This window comes from Hamadaea tsunoensis DSM 44101, assembly GCF_000428945.1.
Taxonomy (GTDB): domain Bacteria; phylum Actinomycetota; class Actinomycetes; order Mycobacteriales; family Micromonosporaceae; genus Hamadaea; species Hamadaea tsunoensis.
On record NZ_AUAX01000026.1, the window covers coordinates 52,470 to 70,833 of the forward strand.

The following is an 18,364-nucleotide window of genomic DNA, read 5'->3' on the forward strand; positions in this document are numbered from 1 at the left end:
CCACGAACGGCGCCGACGGCGCCGTGGCTTGGTGCACCCGTTTTATCAGCTCATATCCCCCGTTACCGAAACCCTGCAAGGTCATCCGAGAGGAGCACCTTCGATGCTGCGTACCCCGCGCCGCCTTCCGGTCGTGCTGACCGGCCTGGCCGTCGCGCTCAGCGTGACCGCCGCCTGTACGCCCGCCCCGGCCCCCGCCCCCGTCGCCAGCCCCGGTGTCGAGCCCAGTGGCGACGTGGAGCTGTGGCACTTCTTCACCGAGAACGAGGCGAAGACGGTCGACGCGATCATCGCCGATTTCGAGGCCAAGTACCCCAAGGTCCATGTGAAGATCAAGGGTGGCGAGGACGACACGAAGGTCGTCCAGGCCATCGGCGCGGGGACCGGCCCCGACGTCGCCATCAGCTACTCCACCGACATCGTCGGCAAGTTCTGCGCCACCGGCGGCTGGATCGACCTCACCCCGTACATCGAACGGGACAAAGTGAACCTCGACGCCATGCCGCCCGTCGTCCGCTCCTACACGGAGTTCCGGGGCAAGCGCTGCGCGATGCCGTTCCTCGCGGACGCGTACGGCTTCTACTACAACAAGAAGCTGCTGTCGGACGCCGGGTTCACGGCACCGCCGAAGACCCTCGACGAGCTCACCGACATGGCCAAGAAGCTCACCGTACGCAAGCCGGACGGCACCATCCAGCGGGCCGGATTCCTGCCGCTGTGGGGCTTCTACGAGAACTCCCCCGCGCACTTCGGGCCCATGGTGGGCGCGAAGTGGCTCAACGGCGACGGCACCTCGGCGGTCGGCAGCGACCCGGCCTGGCAGACCCTGCTGAAGTGGCAGAAGGATCTCGTCGACTGGTACGGCTACGCACAGCTGGACAAGTTCCGGGCGACGCTGGGTGACGAATGGTCGGCCGACAACGCTTTCCAGAAGGGCCAGGTCGCGATGGCCGTCGACGGCGAATGGCGGATGTCGCAGGCGTTCCTTCGCGGCCAGGCGCCCACCCTGGACTTCGGCGTGGCTCCGCTGCCGGTCAGCGACGCGAGCCGGTACGGCGCCGGTTACATCACGGGCAACGTCATCGGGGTGTCGCGTACGGCGAAGAATCCCGAGGCCGCCTGGGCGCTCGTGAAGTACCTGACGATGGACACGCAGGCGCAGGTCAAGCTGTCCAACGGCATCCGGAACGTCCCGACGGTCACCTCGGCGCTGACGTCGCCGGATCTGACCGCCGACCCCGAGTTCAAGACGTTCCTCGACATCTTCGCCAACCCGCAGAGCGGCACGACGCCGCCGAGCGCGGTCGGGCCGGCGTACCAGGAGACGTTCCAGACGTTCCTGGACTCCTACCAGTCCGGCAAGAAGACCGACCTGGCCGCCGGACTGTCCGATGTCGACAAGCAGGTCAACCAGCTCATCAAGCTGGCCGGCTGAGCCATGTCCTCGATCACCTTGACGGGGGACCGCGTACGCCCGGTCCTCCGGCGGGGCTCGCGCCACCGCTCCTGGCGCTCCCGCCTCGTCGTGCTGTCCTTCATGGCGCCCGCCCTGATCGGGCTGGCGGTCTTCCTGGGCTATCCCCTCGCGGCCGCCGTGTACTTCTCCTTCACCCGCTTCTCACTGCTCAACCCGCCCGAGTTCGTCGGCCTCGACAACTGGAAGTACCTGTTCTCGGACCCGCTGGTGGGGCAGGCCGCATACAACACCCTGTGGCTGACGGTCGTCATGGTCCCGGCCCGCATGCTCGCCGCGCTGCTCACCGCGATGCTGCTCAACGCGATGAAGCGCGCCCGCGGCCTCTACCGCGTGCTGTTCTACCTGCCCGCCCTCGCCCCGCCGGTCACCTCCACCATCGCCTTCGTCCTGCTGCTCAAGCCGCAGACCGGGCCGGTGGACGCTTTCCTGCGTACGCTGGGCATCGACGGGCCGCGGTGGTTCAACGATCCGGCCTGGGCCAAGCCTGCGCTGGTGCTGCTGGCCCTCTGGGGCGTCGGCGACCTGATGATCATCTTCGTGGCCGCGCTGCTGGACGTACCGGTCGAGCAGCACGAGGCGGCCGCGCTCGACGGGGCGAACGCGTTCCAGCGCTTCCGCTACGTCACCCTGCCGGCGATCAACCCGGTCATCGTCTTCGCCGCGATCACCGGCGTCATCGGCACCCTGCAGTACTTCACCCAGGCCGCGGTGGCCGCGAGCGTCGCGTCCAATCAGGTCACCGGCGGTGGCGGCGTCTCCGGCACCTTCGGCTATCCGGAGAACTCCATGCTCACCTACCCCATGTGGCTCTACACCGAGGGCTTCCGCTACAACCTCTTCGGGTACGCGAACGTCATGGCCGTCGTCCTGTTCGTGGTCTCGATGACGGTGACGGTGGTCCTGCTCAAGCGCTTCCGGACGTTCATCGGCGGTGACCGGTGAACACGCAGCGTACGCAGCCGAAGCGGTTCCTCGTGTTCGTCGCCCGGCACGCCATCGCGATCGCGCTGGCGTTCATGTTCCTGGCGCCGGTGCTGTTCCTCCTGTTGACGTCCTTCATGACCAGCGACCAGACCTTCACCTCGGATCTCTGGCCGCACAGCTGGCATCCGGAGAACTACGCGGCCGTCTTCGCCAAGACGCCGCTGCTCAAGTACCTCGGGAACACCGTCCTGTACGCCTGCCTGTCGACCGGGTTCATGCTGCTGTCGAGCATCCCGGCCGCGTACGGGCTGGCGAAGCTGCGCTGGCGGGGCCGGGGCCTGACGATGACGCTGATCATCTGCATGATGATGCTGCCGGCGCAGGTGACGACCGTGCCGCTCTACATGCTCTGGGCCAGCGCCCACCTCACCGGTACGCTCTGGCCGCTGATCCTGCCGATGCTGTGCGGGGACGCGTTCTCGATCTTCCTGCTGCGCCAGTTCCTGGTGACCATCCCGGACGACTATCTCGACGCCGCCCGGATGGACGGGTGCGGGGAATGGCGGACCCTGCTGCGCGTCGTGCTGCCCATGGCCCGGCCGGGCATCGCCGCGACGGCGATGTTCAGCTTCTTCTTCGCGTGGAACGACTACTACGGGCCGCTGCTGTACACGAGCGAGAACGACGATCACTGGACGATCTCGCTGGCGCTGGCCTCGTTCCGCTCCCTGCACCACGTCGAATGGCACCTCGTCAGCGCCGCCACCCTGATCACGATGGTGCCCGTGATCACGCTGTTCTTCCTCGCCCAGAAGGCTTTCGTTCAGGGCGTGACGCTCACCGGAGTAAAGGGTTAGCCATGAAAATCGCAGTGGTCGGCGGAGCTTCGACCTACACACCGGAGCTGGTCGACGGCATCGCCCGGCTCGGACTGCCCGTGTCCGAGCTGGCGCTGATCGACCCGGCGGCGCAGCGGCTGGCGGTCGTGGGCGGGTTCTCCGCCCGGATCTTCGGCCGCTACGGCGGTTCCGGCCTGGTCACCTGGACCTCGACGCTCGCCGAGGGCCTCGACGGCGCGGACGTGGTCCTCATCCAGTTGCGGGTGGGCGGCCAGGCCGCGCGGATCAGCGACGAGACCTTCCCGCTGGAGTTCGGCCGGATCGGCCAGGAGACCACCGGCGCGGGCGGTCTCGCCAAGGCGATGCGTACGGTGCCGGTCGTGCTGGACATCGCCGAGCAGGTACGCCGTCTCGCGAAGCCGGACGCCTGGATCATCAACTTCACCAACCCGGTCGGCATCATGACCCGGGCCCTGCTGGACGCCGGGCACCGCGCGATCGGGCTGTGCAACGTGGCGATCGGGTTCCAGCGCCGGTTCGCCGCCGAACTGGGGGTCCAGCCCGAGCAGGTACGCCTCGACCACGTCGGCCTCAACCACCTGACCTGGGAGCGCGGCGTACGCGTGAACGGCGTCGACCACCTGCCGGAGATGCTGGACAAGCACGTCGAGGAGCTGGCCGCCGGGGTGGTGCTGCCGCCGGCGATCCTCCTGTCCCAGCAGGCGATCCCGTCCTACTACCTGCGGTACTTCTACTGCCACGACGAGGTCGTCGCCGAGGAGCGCGGTACGCCCACCCGAGGTCAGGCCGTCGCGGACATCGAGCGGCAGCTGCTGGAGATCTACGCGGACCCGACCCAGGACACGAAGCCGGAACTGCTGGGCAAGCGGGGCGGGGCGTTCTACTCCGAGGCGGCCGTGGGCCTGCTCCGGTCGCTGTACGGCGAGCCGGGCTACCACTCGGTCAACGTCCGCAACCGGGGCACCTTCCCGTTCCTGCCGGACGACGCGGTCATCGAGGTCTGCGCCGACGTCGACGCGACCGGGCCGCACCCGGCGCCCGCCGGGTATCTCGACCCTGCGATCCGGGGTCTGATCGCACACGTCAGCGCGTACGAGGAACTGGCTCTGGAGGCGGCCCTGCACGGCGGGCGTGAGCGGGTCTACCGCGCGCTGCTGGCCCACCCGACCACCGGCCAGGGCGACGTCGCGGCAGGGCTCGCGGACCGCCTGCTCGCGGCGAACAAGGCGTTCCTGCCGTGAGCGCGGCGATCCTGGTCGCCGCGGACGGCGGCAACTCGAAGACCGACGTGGTGCTCGCCGACGCCGACGGCGCCGTCCTGGCGAGCGTGCGCGGTCCGGCGTCGTCGCCCCACCTGCTCGGCGTGCCGGGCTCGATCGCGCTGCTCGACGGCCTCATCCGGCAGGCCCGCGCCCAGGCGGGCCTGCCGGCCGATCTGGAGCTGACCCGGGCGGAGGTCTACCTCGCCGGGGCGGACCTTCCGGTCGAGGTGGACATCCTGATGGCCGCGGCGGCCGAGGCCGGGTGGGCCGCCGAGCACCGCGTGGACAACGACACGTTCGCGCTGATGCGGGCCGGCACCGACGAGCCGGACGCGATCGCGGTCGTCTGCGGCGCGGGCATCAACTGCGTCGGGCGCAACGCGGCCGGGCAGACCGCGCGCTTTCCCGCCCTCGGGCCGATCACCGGCGACTGGGGCGGCGGGCACCATCTGGCCAGCCTGACGCTGTGGCACGCCGCGCGCGGCGAGGACCGCCGCGGACCGGCCACGGCCCTGCAGACCTCGGTCGCCGGGCACTTCGGGCTGCCCACGGTGGAAGCGGTCGGCCTGGCGCTGCACTTCGGCGAACTGGCCGGGGACCGGGTGAACGAGCTGACCCCGCTGCTGTTCGCCGCCGCCGACGCCGGCGACCCGGTCGCCCTGTCCGTGGTACGCCGTCAGGCGGCCGAGATCGTGGCCCTCGCCTCGGTCGCGGCCGGCCGGATCGGGCTGCTCGACCGCCAGGTCGACGTGGTGCTCGGCGGCGGCGTCCTGACCGCCCGGCACGACCTGCTGCACGAGGGCATCCTCGGCGGCCTGGCCGAGGAGGTGCCCGGGGCGCGCGTACGCATCCTCGCCGAACCGCCTGTCACCGGTGCGGTCCTGCTCGGCCTGGACGCGCTCGGCGCCACCGAGGAGGCCAAGGCGGCCGTGCGTCACTCCATCCGGAACAGCCGCTCCAGGTAGTCGATCTCCTGTTCCCGGTCCTGCCCGACCGCGCCGCCGGTCTCGTCGCCGTCGCCGGCCGGGGTCGCCGAGTAGTGATCACTGCTCTCGTCGTGCTCACGCAGCAGCCGTTCGGCGAGGTCGAGCGGGTCGAACAGGCCCGCCTCGGCCGGGACCGGGTCGAGGAAGTCTTCACCGGGCCCGGCGTCGCAGCCTTCGGCGACCGGCGCCGGGATCCGGTGGACCTCCAGCCGCTCCAGCACCAGGCCGCCACCGGGGCCCTGCTCGACCGGGGCGTACCCGGCGGCGCGCAGGTGGGCCAAGGTCTCGGCGACGCCCCGGCCGGACACCAGCACCGCCGAGGCGGGCTGCCAGAGGCCGAGCGCCCGCAGCCGGGTGTTGGCGAGGACCTCGGCCAGCAGCGTCTCGTCGGCCGAGCTGATCACACAGCCGGCCTGGCGTACGCGCAGGGCACCGTGCCGCCGGGCGACGTCCTGGATCAGGTAGCGCAGCGGCTGCGGCAGCGATCCGGGCCGGGCGGCCTCGGCCAGCGACTCGGCCAGCCCGTCGGCGGTCGCCCCGGCGTCGAGCGCGCGGCGTACGGAGTTCTCGGAGAACCGCCACGTGGAGGCGATCCCGCGGCTCTCCCGATCGGCCGCGCTGTCGAGCAGGTCGCACAGGGCGGCCGAGGCGAACCCGGGGACGAGGACGGTCAGGTCGGCCTGGAAGATGCCGGCCTCGGTCGCCGGGCCGACCAGGGCGGAGGTGACCGTCCTGATCGGACATTCGTCCTCGGCGTAGCGCACGGCGGCCAGCCCGAGCCGGGTCGGCGCGCCCTGCGCCACCAGCCCGAGCACGGCCGCCTCGGTCCAGATCGAGGCCAGGATCCCGTCGGCGAGGTCGGCCGCGAGGACCGGCGCGTACCAGGCGACGGCGGCGACGAAGGCGGCCATCCCGGCCGGCGTGTCGGGCAGGGCCAGCGGGCGACCGTCCACATCGGTCAGGACCTGGCCGGCCACCTCCAGCACCGTCATGCGGATCTGCGAGAGCAGTGCTTCCGCGCCATATCTCAGCAGCGCCGGCTCCTGGCGGCCGTCGGCCGGTCGCCAGGTCGGCAGCGTCGGCGCGTGCAGCCAGCCGTGCACGACGAGGTCCGCCTGCTGCGCCGGGGGCAGGCGGCGGAAGCTCTCGTAGTAGTCCGTCACGCAGATCGTCTCGGCGTCGTCGCTGGACAGCGCGGCCAGCCCCTCGGCGATCTCCACCCAGAGCCGGACCTCCTGCTCGTCCCGGCCGACCCGCTTGGCCAGCCGGCGCAGCTCGCGTACGCCCACCCCGCCGGTACGCAGCAGCGCCAGCGGTTGCCGGCCGCACTCGTCGACGACGGCCCGCAGACCCTCCACAGCGGACGCGAGCGCCGCGGCCGAATCCCGTTCCACGAATCCGGACGGGGCCGGATAGGCGGCGACCACCGGCGGGTTCGGGTCGAACGGCGCGACGTAGCCGGGTCCCCGCAGCGCGAGGCAGATCTCGGCCGGCATCTCGACCCCGGCGTCCCACCCCGGTACGCGGACCAGCAGGCCGTGTTCGAGCCCCCAGTACGCGTCGGCGTCGCCGAGGTCGCCGGTACGCCCACCGTCCGCATAGGACCGCAGAACCGCACTGGTACGCCCCGGCGCGGACGCGGCGAGATCGCGTACGCGTTCGGCATCCCGGGCGAAGGCGACCAGCGCGGCCAGGACCTTGCGCGGCGAGCGGTGCGCGGTCGGCAGGCCGAGCCGCTCGGCGACCGCGAGCAGTTCGGCGGGGGCGAGCCGGCCGTAGAGGTCGGCGGCGGGCGGCCCGAGCTTGAGCGGGCGGCGGAAGATGACCCGCAGCGGGGCCGGCGCCACCAGCTCGTCCTCCTCGGCGACCACCACGCCGACCCGGCTGAGCTGGGTCAGCGCCTCGGTCAGCTCGACGTCGGCGGGGTCGCGGGCGAGGAACGCGGCGAGCGCGTCGTGGCCGACCGGCTCCGGGCCGAGCGCCGCCAGCGCCTCGCACACCTGCAGCAGCGGCTTCGGCATCGTGACGATGACCTCGCGGGCGACGCCGGGATCCCGCAGCCGCCGGGCGACCTCCGTCAGCGAGCGCACCGGGCCCGCCGGCCCCGCCACCCCGAAGAAGCTGGGATGGGTCAGCAGGAGGGCGGCGAGGCGCTCCGAGGAGTGCCCGGCGAGCCAGCGGGTCACGCGGTCCTCGGTCACGCAGCCACTGTCACGCCACAGCCCGCGCCGGTCAATCGCTGCGCCCGGGCTGTGGACAACATCGGCCGACTCATCACTCCACAGAGGTCAGCCGTTACGCGGCGTGGCAGCCGTCGGGTACACGGAGGGCGTACCCGGCTCATCCCATGTGCGGGTACGCGTGATCCGTCGGCGGCACGAAGGTCTCCTTGATCGTGCGCGGCGACATCCAGCGGACCAGGTTCTGCCAGGAGCCCGCCTTGTCGTTGGTACCCGACGCGCGGGCCCCGCCGAACGGCTGCTGGCCGACGACGGCGCCGGTCGGCTTGTCGTTGATGTAGAAGTTGCCCGCCGCGAACCGCATCGTGTTCGTCGCCCACTCGACGACCCGCCGGTCGTTGGCGAAGATCGAGCCGGTGAGCGCGTACGGGGCGACGCTCTCGGCCTGCCGGGCGGTCGCCTCGAAGTCGGCGTCCTCGTACACGTACACGGCGAGGATCGGCCCGAAGTACTCGGTCGTGAACACCTCGTGCGCGGGGTCGGTGCACTCGATGACGGTCGGCCGGACGAAGAAGCCCTCGCTGTCGTCACAGGTGCCGCCGGCGATGACCGTGCAGACGTCGGACTTGGCCGCCATCTCCAGCGCGTCGCTGTGCTTCGCGTACGCCCGGGCGTCGATGACCGCGCCGCCGAAGTTGCGCAGGTCGGTGACGTCGCCGTAGGTGAGCGAGTCGGCGGTGGCCGCCAGGTCGTCCCGGACGCCGCCCTCCCACAGCGACCGCGGCACGTACGCCCGCGACGCCGCCGAGCACTTCTGGCCCTGGTACTCGAAGGCGCCCCGGACGAGCGCGGTGACCAGCGCGGCCGGGTCGGCCGACGGGTGCGCCAGCACGAAGTCCTTGCCGCCGGTCTCGCCGACGATCCGCGGGTAGCTGCGGTAGCCCCCGATGTTCTGGCCGACCTGCTGCCACAGGTGCTGGAAGACGCGGGTGGAACCGGTGAAGTGGATGCCGGCGAGGTCCGGATCGGCCAGCGTGACCTCGGAGACCGCGATGCCGTCCCCGGTCACCATGTTGATGACGCCGGGCGGCAGGCCGGCCTCCTCGAACAGGCGCATGATGAAATGCGCCGCGAACTGCTGGGTGGTGGCCGGCTTCCAGACCACCGTGTTGCCCATGAGCGCGGGCGACATCGGCAGGTTGCCGGCGATCGCGGTGAAGTTGAACGGCGTCACCGCGTAGACGAAGCCCTCCAGCGGCCGGTGGTCGAACCGGTTCCAGACGCCTGGCGACGACTGCGGCTGCTCGCCCAGCAGCTTGTGACCGAAGTGGACGTTGAAGCGCAGGAAGTCGATGAGCTCGCAGGCGGCGTCGATCTCGGCCTGCTGCACCGTCTTCGACTGCCCCAGCATCGTGGCCCCGTTGAGGGTGTCGCGCCACGGCCCGGCGAGCAGCTCGGCGGCCTTCAGGAAGATGGCCGCGCGGTCCTCGAAGGACAATTCCCGCCACATCGGGGCAGCTTTCTTCGCGGCCGTCACCGCCGCCACCGCGTCCGCGTTAGTCGCATTGTGGGTGACTCCCAGCACGTGCGCGCGCCGGTGCGGCTGGACGACGTCGATCGCCGCCCCGCTCGCCATCCGCTGCCGGCCGTCGACGGTCATGGTCAGATCCAGCCGGTCGGCGGCGAGTTCGCCGAGGCGGCGTTCCAGACTCACGCGCTCCGGACTACCCGGGGCGTAGCCGCGTACCGGCTCGTTGCGAGGTTCCGGCGTGACGAAGAGGGCGTCCATCGAGTGCTCCCAGACCTTGACGACAGTGGCAATGCCTCGTGGCCATCCTCGCACGCTCCGGCCCGTCGAATGCCTGGTCCCGGCACCCCGTGTGACGGCGACCGCACAACCGTGCGCCCCTTGCGTCACACGCTGCCCACTCCTCCTACCGACCTTCGATAGGCTTCAGGCCGCCCCTCGACAAGGAGTACCCCATGAGCCAGTCCGGCCTCGCCGAACGCAAGCCCGTGACCAGCGCCGCCACGACGCCCGCGCGCAGCGGCGCCGTCACCGCCGTCGCCGTCATCGGCCTCGTGTGGCTCGCCGTCACGCTGGCCGTCGGCCACGGCTCCCTGCACGGCCGGGCCGGCGACGTGGCCCTGTCCACCGCCGTCCTCAGCCTCCCGGCCCTCGTCCAGGCCGCGCTCTTCGGCGCCGCCTCGGTCAGCCTCGCGATCACCGCGCCGCTCGTGGCGACGCGTACCCGCGTACTGGTGGCGGTCGGCACCGGCGCCGTCGTGGGCGCCCTGGCCGCCGCGCCCATCCTGCTGGCGTACGGCATCCAGGCCTCGGCCGCCCGGGCGCTCGCGGCCACCGTCGTCATCGCCGGCGGCATCGGCGGGGCGATCGGCGCGGCCCGCCCGGTCCGCATGATCGCCGCCGGCCTGCTCGCCACCCTGCCCGTCCTGATCCTCGAGTACGTGTTCGGCGTCGGCCCGGTCGCCTCCCCGCTGCTCAAGCTCTTCGGCGGGGATGGCACGGCCGCGCACAACTACAGCGCCTCGGGCTACGTCGGCATGACCACCGCCCTGGTCGAGGGCCTGGTGGCGGGAATCGTCGGCTACCTGCTCGTCCGGGGCCGCTCCTTCAAGCCCTGGGCGTACGCGCTGGCCGGCGGCCTGCCCGGCCTCGTGATCGGGGCCGCGGAGGTGTTCACGCGGCTGGCCGGAAGCTGGCTGCTGTCGATGGCGTCCGAGGTGAGCGTGCTCGACAAGACCCTGTACGCCTGGGGCGAGGGAAACCGGACAAATCAGGCGCTGGTCGTCTTCTTCATCGGTACGCTGGCCGCCCTCATCGGCTACGGCCGCTCCATCAAGCGCCCGACCGAGTAGGTCAGAGAAGAACGGCGGCGGTGGCGAGCCAGTTGCCGTCGTCCTGCCGCTCGATCCGGAAGGCGAACGCGATCACGTTCCCGTACGCGTTCAGCACCACCGCCGCCTCCCCGATCCCCGGACGCGGCTCGCAGACGCGCAGCCGGCGGGGCTTGACGACGGCACCCGAGCGGGCGGCCGTGTTGGCGGGGCGGAGTTCGGCGACCCGACGCGCGAGCCGGGAGATCTCCTCGGTGATCTGGATGGCCTCGGCGGGCCGGCAGATGCGAGCGAGCTGGCCGCTCGGCCGGAATCCCTGGCAGACCTCCAGGCACAGCATCAGGAATCGCCGTGCGGCCGTCTGGCACACGCCCGAGGCGCCGACCAGGGCCTCCAGCGGTAGAGGCGGGGCGGCCGCCGCGTCGGTCGCCGGGTCCACATAAGGTGGCTCGTGCGACGGCGCCGGGAGTAGCCGATGCACCGCAGTCATCGCCCAACCTCCGCCGTCATCGTGGTCTCCCTCGCCTGCTTGCCGGATCTTGAGTTTGCCTGTGTTTGCGTGAGCCCGATTCAGTTATAGGGCACTCTACAGGGGAGGGTCAAGAGTTCGCAGCCCGCAAGGCGGCCGCGGTCTCGGCCTCGCCGCCGACGAACGGGTTGTCCTTGATGAAGTCGGCGGTCTCCGCGTACATGCGGGAGATGAAGTCTTCGAGTCTCGACCGCTCGACCCGCCACTGGCCCCGGCCGCCGATCTTGATCGCGGGCAGGTCGCCCCGGCGCACGAGCGCGTAGACCTGGGCGAAGGAGATGTTGAGCTCCTCGGCCACGTCGCTCAACTCCAGGAAACGGCGTTGTTCCATCCGAAAACCTCATCCAGACCGCGTTTGCTTCAGTTTGCCACGGGATGGCGGCGACGCAAGCCCCGATCCGGTCCCCCGCGCCACGCGGCCCGGGTGTACTAAATACACACACAGACTTCATTCAGGGAGGTGCCCAGGGTGGCGAACGAGATGGTCCGGGTGTACCTGGCCGCGACGCTGCCGATGCTGGCCCAGGCCCGGTCCGCCGGCCTGGTCGAGCCGGCGGCGGCCCACGCGGTGACACCGGCCCTGCGCGAGTGGTACGTCGAGGGCGACGAGGAGGAGCTGGAGTTCGTGGCGTTCACCCGGGCCGCCCAGGACGCGCTGCGGCTGCTGCGGGCCGACCACGGTGCCGCCCGGCGACGGGTCGTCGTCTCCGCGGACGTGCCGGCCGCGACGGTACGCCCGTCCGACGGCGAACTCGGCTCCAGCACGGTACGCGTCGGCGGCGAGGTCCGGCTGACGGCGGTGGCGGCGTACCACGTGGACGACGCGGAGGCCGAGGCGGACGTGGCCGCGGCGGCGGACGTCGTCGAGGAGGCGGCCGCGGGCGATCCGGACGCCCAGTTCACCGTGGACGGCGCCGAGGACCACGATCTGCTCTGGTACGCGCCGAGCGAGCTCGACGAGCTCCTGAACAGCGTCGGCCACTCCTGACCGACCCGAATTCCCGACCGGCCCGAATTCCTGATCGGCCAATGCGAACGGGGCCGTCCGACGAATCGGACGGCCCCGTTGACGCGTACTCGTGATTAGGAAGCGGCGCCGTGGCAGCGCTTGTACTTCTTGCCCGAGCCGCACGGGCAGGGGGCGTTGCGGGAGGCGGCGACGCCGACCTCACTCGACTGCGCCTGGGTACGCGCGCCGCCCCGCGGTGAGGGCTTGCGGCCCTGCGCGGCGGCGGTCCCGATGCCGAGGGCCGGGGCCTGCTCCACCTTGGCGCCGCCACCCTCGGCCGGCGAGGTGTAGCTCAGGTTGCGCGGCTGGGCGGAACCGCCGAGCCCCTTGGCCTTGACCTCGACGGCGGCCTCGGAGACCGGGACCGGCAGGCTCAGGTTGATCTGCGACTCGGCGGGCGCCGCGGGCTCGGCCTGCTCGACCTGGACTTCAAGGTTGAACAGGAAGCCGACGGCCTCCTCCTTGATGCCCTCCATCATCTGGGCGAACATGTCGAAGCCCTCGCGCTGGTACTCGACGAGCGGGTCACGCTGGGCGTATGCCCGCAGGCCCACGCCTTCCTGCAGGTAGTCCATCTCGTAGAGGTGCTCGCGCCACTTGCGGTCGATGACCGCGAGCAGCACCTGGCGCTCCAGCTCCCGCACCGCGTCGGTGCCGAGCTGCTCCTCCCGGCGCTCGTACGCCGCGTGGATGTCCTCCCGGAGCTGCGCCCGCAGGAAGTCCGCGTCGATCCCGGCGCGGTCGCCGCCGGCCTCCTCGATCAGCTCCTCGACGGTGATACCGACGGGGTAGAGCTGCTTGAGGCTGGTCCAGAGCTGGTCGAGGTCCCAGTCCTCGGCGTAGCCGTCGGCGGTGGCACCCTGGACGTAGCCCTCGATGGTGTCGTCGAGCATGTGCCGGACCTGGTCGTGCAGGTCCTCGCCGTCCAGGACGCGCTTGCGCTCGGCGTAGACCACCTGGCGCTGCTTGTTCATGACCTCGTCGTACTTGAGGACGTTCTTGCGGATCTCGGCGTTCTGCGCCTCGATCTGGGTCTGCGCGCCGCGGATCTGGCGGCTGACCATCTTCGACTCGATCGGCACGTCGTCCGGCAGGCCGAGCCGGTCCATGACCGCCTCGACGGCACCCGACCGGAACCGGCGCATCAGCTCGTCCTGCAGCGACAGGTAGAACCGGGACTCGCCCGGGTCACCCTGCCGCCCGGCCCGGCCGCGCAGCTGGTTGTCGATCCGCCGGGACTCGTGCCGCTCCGTGCCGAGGACGTAGAGGCCGCCGGCGTCGGTGACCTCCTCGGCCTCCGCGACGCACGCTTCCTCCCACTTCGGCATGACCTCGTCGAGCGCCTTGCGGTAGTCGTCGCCGTGCTCTTCCTCCGTGAGGCCGCGCTGGCGCAGCTCGGCCGCCGCGAGGAACTCGGGGTTGCCGCCGAGCAGGATGTCGGTACCACGGCCGGCCATGTTGGTGGCGACCGTGACACCGCCCTTGCGACCCGCCTGCGCGATGATCTCGGCCTCGCGGGCGTGGTACTTCGCGTTGAGGACGGAGTGCGCGACGCCCTTGCGGCGCAGCATCTGCGACAGGATCTCGGAGTTCTCGACGGAGACCGTGCCGACCAGGACCGGCTGGCCCTTCTGGTGGCGCTCCGCGATGTCCTCGACGACCGCCTCGAACTTGGCCTTCTCCGACTTGTAGATCACGTCCGGCTGGTCCTTGCGGACCATCGGGCGGTGGGTCGGGATCGAGACGACGCCGACGTTGTAGACCTTGTTGAACTCGCCGGCCTCGGTCTGCGCCGTACCGGTCATGCCGGACAGCTTCTCGTAGAGGCGGAAGTAGTTCTGCAGGGTGACCGTCGCGAGGGTCTGGTTCTCCTGCTTGATCTCGACGTTCTCCTTGGCCTCGATGGCCTGGTGCATGCCCTCGTTGTAGCGGCGGCCGTGCAGGATGCGGCCGGTGAACTCGTCGACGATCAGGACCTCGCCGTCGGAGACGATGTAGTCCTTGTCCTTCTTGTAGAGCTCTTTGGCCTTGATGGCGTTGTTCAGGTAGCCCACCAGCGGGGTGTTCACCGACTCGTAGAGGTTGTCGATGCCCAGGCGCCGCTCGATGTTCTCGATGCCGGACTCGGTGATCGAGACGGTCCGCTTGGACTCGTCGACCTCGTAGTCGCCCTCGCCGTCCTTGCCGCGGGACAGGCGGGCCACGGCCTTGGCGAACTCCGTGTACCACCGCGCCGACTGCTCGGCCGGGCCGGAGATGATCAGCGGCGTACGCGCCTCGTCGATGAGGATCGAGTCCACCTCGTCGACGATCGCGAAGTTGTGCCCGCGCTGGACCAGCTCCTCCTGCGACCAGGACATGTTGTCGCGCAGGTAGTCGAAGCCGAACTCGTTGTTCGTGCCGTAGGTGATGTCGCACTCGTACGCGGCGCGGTGCTCGGCGGCCGGCCGGTTGGGCAGGACCACGCCGACGGTCAGGCCGAGGAACTGGTGCACCCGGCCCATCCACTCGGCGTCGCGCTGGGCGAGGTAGTCGTTGACCGTGATGACGTGGACGCCCTGGCCGGAGAGCGCGTTGAGGTACGCCGGCAGCGTCGACACGAGGGTCTTGCCCTCACCGGTCTTCATCTCGGCGATGTTGCCGAAATGCAACGCGGCACCGCCCATGATCTGCACGTCGTAGTGACGCTTGTTGAGCACGCGCTTGGCGGCCTCGCGTACCGTGGCGAAGGCCTCGGGCAGCAGGTCGTCCAGGGTCTCCCCGTCGGCGAAGCGATCCCGGAACTGGTCGGTCAGCTCGCGCAGCTCGGCGTCGGTCAGCTCGGTGTAGGTGTCCTCGATCGAGTTCACCGCGGTCGCGATCGCCTGCAGGCGTCGCAACATACGACCCTCACCGGCACGGAGGATCTTCTCAAAAATCGACACGGGTCAGCGCTCCCCTAGATGGTCTGCCGACCCATCCTAGGCGGAGTAACGGCGTATCTCCCACCCCGACCGAGGGCCGTGCACCAAAAGCGGCATAAACCGCTTATACCGGCACTGTATACCGCGAGCACCCCGCCGGACACCCCGCTGCCGGGGTGGCAGACTCGGGTCATGAGCAGCCCCTACGACTCTCCGCAGCCGACCTTACATGCCGTCACGGACCGTGGCGAGAAGATCACTCTTCGCGTACCGGAGTCGGCGGACGCGGACGGCCTCGTCGCGGCGTGCACCGATCCGGAGACCCTCCGGTGGACGACGATCGCGCCGGACTACGACCACGACCGCGCGGTCGGCTTCATCACCGAGTACGCGCCCGGCTGGTGGCAGCGTCGGCAGGGCGGCTGCTGGGTCCTCGCCGGGCCGGACGGCGCGTACGCGGGCCAGATCGACCTGCGCGTGACGGCCGATCCGCAGGTGGCCGACATCGGATTCCTCACCGCGCCGCCGGCCCGGGGCCGGGGTTACATGACGGCCGCGCTGCGCCTCGTGGCCCGGTACGCGATCGAGGAGCTCGGGCTGGCGCGGGTCGAGTGGAAGGCGCACGTCGGCAACGACGCGAGCCGCCGCGTCGCCGAGAAGGCCGGCTTCACCTTCGAGGGCGTGCTGCGGGACGGCTGCGCCGCGCACGGCCGCCGCTTCGACGCCTGGATCGCGTCGTACCTGCCCCGCGACCTCGTCTCATGACGTACGAGCTGCCGGCCCGGATCACCGCTCCCGGCCTCCTGCTGCGCGACCCCGTCGCCGCCGACGCCACCGCCGTCGCCGCGGCGCTCGACGATCCGGACGCCCGCCGCTTCCTGCCGAGCGTCCCCATCCCCATGGACCCGGGGTACGCGCTGTACTGGTGCACCGAGGGCGCGCGGCAGTTCCGGCAGGCGGGCGGCCGCCGGTACGCCGTGACCGACCCCGCGACCGGCGAGTTCCTCGGCGGCGCGAGTGTCCAGCGCGTCCTGCCCGACCGGGCGCAGGCCGAACTCGGCTACTGGGTCGCGCCGGCCGCCCGGAACCGGAAGATCGCGACGGCCGCCGTCCGGGCGCTCACCGAGGCCGCGTTCGCCGCCGGACTGGAGCGCATCGAGGTCTGCGCCGAATGGGAGAACATCGCGTCGCAACGGGTCGCGCTGGCCGCCGGTTTCCGCCGGGAGGGCGTACGCCGGCAGGCCCTGCGCAAGGTCCGCGACGGCGTCTGCACCCGGCACGATCTCGTCGCGTTCGCCCGCCTGCGGACCGACGACGGTACGCCGGTCCCGCCGGGGCTGCCGGACCTGCCGGGCGGCGTACTGAGCGACGGGGTGGTGACGCTGCGGCCGCTGGTCGCCGGGGACGCCGACGATATTTTCGAGCTGCTCAACCTGCCCGAGGTCGCGGCGACCAGCTTCGGCCCGTCGGGTCGGGACGAGATCGGCGTACGCTGCGCGCACGCGGCCGGCCAGTGGCTCGCCGGCGCCCGGGCCGACCTGGTCGTCACGGACGCCGCGACGGGCGCCTTCGCGGGCGACATCGGACTGTTCCATCCGGTGCCGCCGCTGCAGGAGGCGATGATCGGCTACAGCCTGCGCCGCGAGTTCCGGGGCCGGGGCTTCGCCACCCGCGCGGTCGACCTGATCACGGAGTGGGCGTTCGGCCACGCCGGCATGTACCGCGTCATCGCGGGCACGAATCCGACGAACACCGGTTCGCACAATGTGTTGCGGCGCGCCGGTTTCGAGCAGGAGGCGTACTGCAAGGAACGCCTGCCGGGCCGCGACGGCACCCGTGAGGACGACATCCAGTGGGTCCGCTTCCGCGGGAAGTAGGACATCGCGGGAAGCGGTGCCCGGAGACGAGGCCGCCCGGCCCCCAGGCGTGAGGGGCCGGGCGCGGCGGGCGTCCTACAGCGCCAGCGCGATGACTCCGTAGTCGTACGCCTTGCGGCGGTAGACCACGCTCGGGCGGCCGGAGTCCTTGTCGTTGAACAGGAAGAAGTCGTGCCCGACCAGTTCCATCTGGTACAGGGCGTCGTCGATCGTCATCGGGACGGCGGAGAATTCCTTCTCCCGCACGATGTGCCACGGCTGGTCCTCGTCGTGATCGACGCCGTGGCCGTCGACGGAGATTCCGTCGGCGGAGGGTGGTTCGAACATCGGCAACCCGGCCGTGGCCTCGCCGACCGAGATGGGCGACTTGAGGCCCCGGTGCACGCGCCGCCGGTCCGCGGCACGGCGCAGGCGGTAGTCCAGCTTGGCGGCGGCGAGGTCGAGGGCGGTGTAGAAGTCGCCGGCGGTCGCCTCGGCCCGGATGATGGGCCCTCGGCTGACGCAGGTGATCTCGATGTGCTGGCAGTGCTCGGACTGTCGCGGGTTGCGCTCGTGGAGTAGCTCGACGTCGATGCGTTGGATCTTCTGGTCGTAGCGTTCTACCTTTTGCAGCTTGTCAGCGACGTGCACCCGGTAGTGATCGGGTACCTCGACGTTGCGACCTTTGACGACGATGTCCACGCCTGACCTCCCACGGTCTTTCTGTGGTGGCGCCCCGGCGTCCTCGCTCGGGGCGGGAACGTTGCGGCCTCCTTCCTTCCGCAAGCTCCCCCGGGGGAGCGGGACTAGCTCTGGCCTCTGACGCTAGCTGTTCGTGGCCCGCTCGTCATCCTTTGGCCCAAGACCGTTCGCCCGCGATTCGCCCGTTCGGGGCTTGGACGCTCAAACGTCGCAGCCCCGGCCTGGATCTTTACGCCGGGTCGCGGCCAGTGTCGCGCACGCGGCGACCGCGACACCGGCGTGTCGCAGAACACCGGCCGCCGCCGCGAGGGTCGCACCCGTCGTGAGCACGTCGTCCACCAGGATCACCCGCCGGTCCGCCGCCGGCCGGCGCCCCCGCGGCGCGAACGCGTTGCGCGCCGCCGCCGCGCGCTCCACCGCGGACAGGTGCGCCGAATCGGCCTTCTTCAAACCTTTCAACGCGTACGCCCAGCGTGCGTCGATGTTGTTCGCACGCAGCGCGCGTACCGTGGTGCGGGCCAGCCGGGCCATGTGATCGCCGTGCCGCTCGCGGGCCGCCGCCGGGGTGTCCGGGATCGGGATCAGCAGCACCGGTACGCCGTCCGCCGATGCCGACGCCACCACGGCGGCGAGCAGGTTCCCGAGTGGCCGGGCCAGCCCGTGCCGCCCCCGGTCCTTGTACGCGAGCACCAGCGAGCGCAGCGGATCCGCGTACGCGCCCAGGGCGTGGCACGGTGGAAGTCCGGCCGGGGCGGGTGTCGGCCTCGTCTCGTGCGGGACGAGGTTCACCATGACCTCGACACACTCGGAACACACC

16 protein-coding genes are annotated in these 18,364 nt (G+C 71.1%); 9 read left to right on the plus strand and 7 right to left on the minus strand.

Going from position 1 to position 18,364, the window contains the following annotated elements; translation table 11 throughout:
* The first annotated feature begins 103 nt into the window (after positions 1 to 103).
* Genes G401_RS0130720 through G401_RS0130740 form a run of 5 tightly spaced genes read left to right on the plus strand, consistent with a single transcriptional unit; the run spans position 104 to position 5,488 of the window.
* A complete protein-coding gene (locus tag G401_RS0130720; protein WP_027345502.1) occupies positions 104 to 1,435 on the plus strand; it encodes an ABC transporter substrate-binding protein in 1,332 nt (443 codons plus the stop codon).
* A 3-nt stretch (positions 1,436 to 1,438) separates the two neighbouring features.
* On the plus strand, positions 1,439 to 2,419 hold the full coding sequence (locus G401_RS0130725; RefSeq protein ID WP_027345503.1) for a carbohydrate ABC transporter permease: 981 nt from the start codon (positions 1,439 to 1,441) through the stop codon (positions 2,417 to 2,419).
* Positions 2,416 to 3,258: a carbohydrate ABC transporter permease gene (locus G401_RS0130730; RefSeq protein WP_027345504.1), complete on the plus strand. Its 843-nt coding sequence runs from the start codon at positions 2,416 to 2,418 to the stop codon at positions 3,256 to 3,258. Before G401_RS0130725 ends, G401_RS0130730 begins: the two co-directional genes overlap by 4 nt.
* A 2-nt stretch (positions 3,259 to 3,260) precedes the next feature.
* Positions 3,261 to 4,502: a 6-phospho-beta-glucosidase gene (locus tag G401_RS0130735; protein WP_027345505.1), complete on the plus strand. Its 1,242-nt coding sequence runs from the start codon at positions 3,261 to 3,263 to the stop codon at positions 4,500 to 4,502.
* Positions 4,499 to 5,488: an N-acetylglucosamine kinase gene (locus tag G401_RS0130740; protein WP_027345506.1), complete on the plus strand. Its 990-nt coding sequence runs from the start codon at positions 4,499 to 4,501 to the stop codon at positions 5,486 to 5,488. Before G401_RS0130735 ends, G401_RS0130740 begins: the two co-directional genes overlap by 4 nt.
* Here G401_RS0130740 and G401_RS0130745 read toward each other — a convergent pair.
* A complete protein-coding gene (locus G401_RS0130745; RefSeq protein WP_027345507.1) occupies positions 5,458 to 7,710 on the minus strand; it encodes a helicase-associated domain-containing protein in 2,253 nt (750 codons plus the stop codon). The two genes, G401_RS0130740 and G401_RS0130745, sit on opposite strands and share 31 nt — an antisense overlap.
* Positions 7,711 to 7,849: 139 nt before the next feature.
* Positions 7,850 to 9,478, minus strand: a complete 1,629-nt coding sequence (pruA, locus tag G401_RS0130750) for an L-glutamate gamma-semialdehyde dehydrogenase (protein WP_027345508.1) — start codon at positions 9,476 to 9,478, stop codon at positions 7,850 to 7,852.
* Positions 9,479 to 9,672: 194 nt separating this feature from the next.
* Between pruA and G401_RS0130755 the strand changes: the two genes are divergently transcribed.
* Positions 9,673 to 10,569, plus strand: a complete 897-nt coding sequence (locus G401_RS0130755) for a hypothetical protein (RefSeq protein WP_027345509.1) — start codon at positions 9,673 to 9,675, stop codon at positions 10,567 to 10,569.
* Between the two features lies 1 nt (position 10,570).
* On the opposite strand, the gene G401_RS49565 is transcribed toward G401_RS0130755, so the two are convergent.
* Together G401_RS49565 and G401_RS0130765 are read right to left on the minus strand one after the other, a co-directional pair.
* On the minus strand, positions 10,571 to 11,038 hold the full coding sequence (locus tag G401_RS49565) for an Rv3235 family protein (RefSeq protein ID WP_157546597.1): 468 nt from the start codon (positions 11,036 to 11,038) through the stop codon (positions 10,571 to 10,573).
* A 109-nt stretch (positions 11,039 to 11,147) separates the two neighbouring features.
* Positions 11,148 to 11,408 (minus strand): helix-turn-helix domain-containing protein, encoded by a 261-nt coding sequence (locus G401_RS0130765; RefSeq protein WP_027345510.1) that lies wholly within the window; start codon positions 11,406 to 11,408, stop codon positions 11,148 to 11,150.
* 138 nt (positions 11,409 to 11,546) lie between these two features.
* Here G401_RS0130765 and G401_RS0130770 point away from each other — a divergent pair, with 138 nt between their 5' ends.
* Positions 11,547 to 12,065 carry a DUF6912 family protein gene (locus G401_RS0130770; protein ID WP_027345511.1) on the plus strand — a complete coding sequence of 173 codons (519 nt, stop codon included), beginning with the start codon at positions 11,547 to 11,549 and terminating at the stop codon, positions 12,063 to 12,065.
* A 95-nt stretch (positions 12,066 to 12,160) separates the two neighbouring features.
* Here G401_RS0130770 and secA read toward each other — a convergent pair whose 3' ends face one another.
* Entirely contained in the window at positions 12,161 to 15,010 is a 2,850-nt protein-coding gene (secA, locus tag G401_RS0130775; RefSeq protein WP_027345512.1) for a preprotein translocase subunit SecA, read from the minus strand.
* A 171-nt stretch (positions 15,011 to 15,181) separates the two neighbouring features.
* On the opposite strand from secA, the gene G401_RS49570 reads away from it, so the two are divergent.
* Both G401_RS49570 and G401_RS0130785 read left to right on the plus strand, forming a co-directional pair.
* On the plus strand, positions 15,182 to 15,754 hold the full coding sequence (locus tag G401_RS49570) for a GNAT family N-acetyltransferase (protein ID WP_051367381.1): 573 nt from the start codon (positions 15,182 to 15,184) through the stop codon (positions 15,752 to 15,754).
* Positions 15,751 to 16,866: a GNAT family N-acetyltransferase gene (locus G401_RS0130785; protein ID WP_051367382.1), complete on the plus strand. Its 1,116-nt coding sequence runs from the start codon at positions 15,751 to 15,753 to the stop codon at positions 16,864 to 16,866. The genes G401_RS49570 and G401_RS0130785 overlap by 4 nt, the downstream gene beginning before the upstream one ends.
* 75 nt (positions 16,867 to 16,941) lie before the next feature.
* On the opposite strand, the gene hpf is transcribed toward G401_RS0130785, so the two are convergent.
* Both hpf and G401_RS0130795 read right to left on the minus strand, forming a co-directional pair.
* Entirely contained in the window at positions 16,942 to 17,547 is a 606-nt protein-coding gene (hpf, locus tag G401_RS0130790; protein ID WP_027345514.1) for a ribosome hibernation-promoting factor, HPF/YfiA family, read from the minus strand.
* A 201-nt stretch (positions 17,548 to 17,748) separates the two neighbouring features.
* Positions 17,749 to 18,339, minus strand: coding sequence for a ComF family protein (locus G401_RS0130795; RefSeq protein WP_211240889.1), 591 nt, complete (start codon positions 18,337 to 18,339; stop codon positions 17,749 to 17,751).
* Positions 18,340 to 18,364 lie beyond the last annotated feature (25 nt).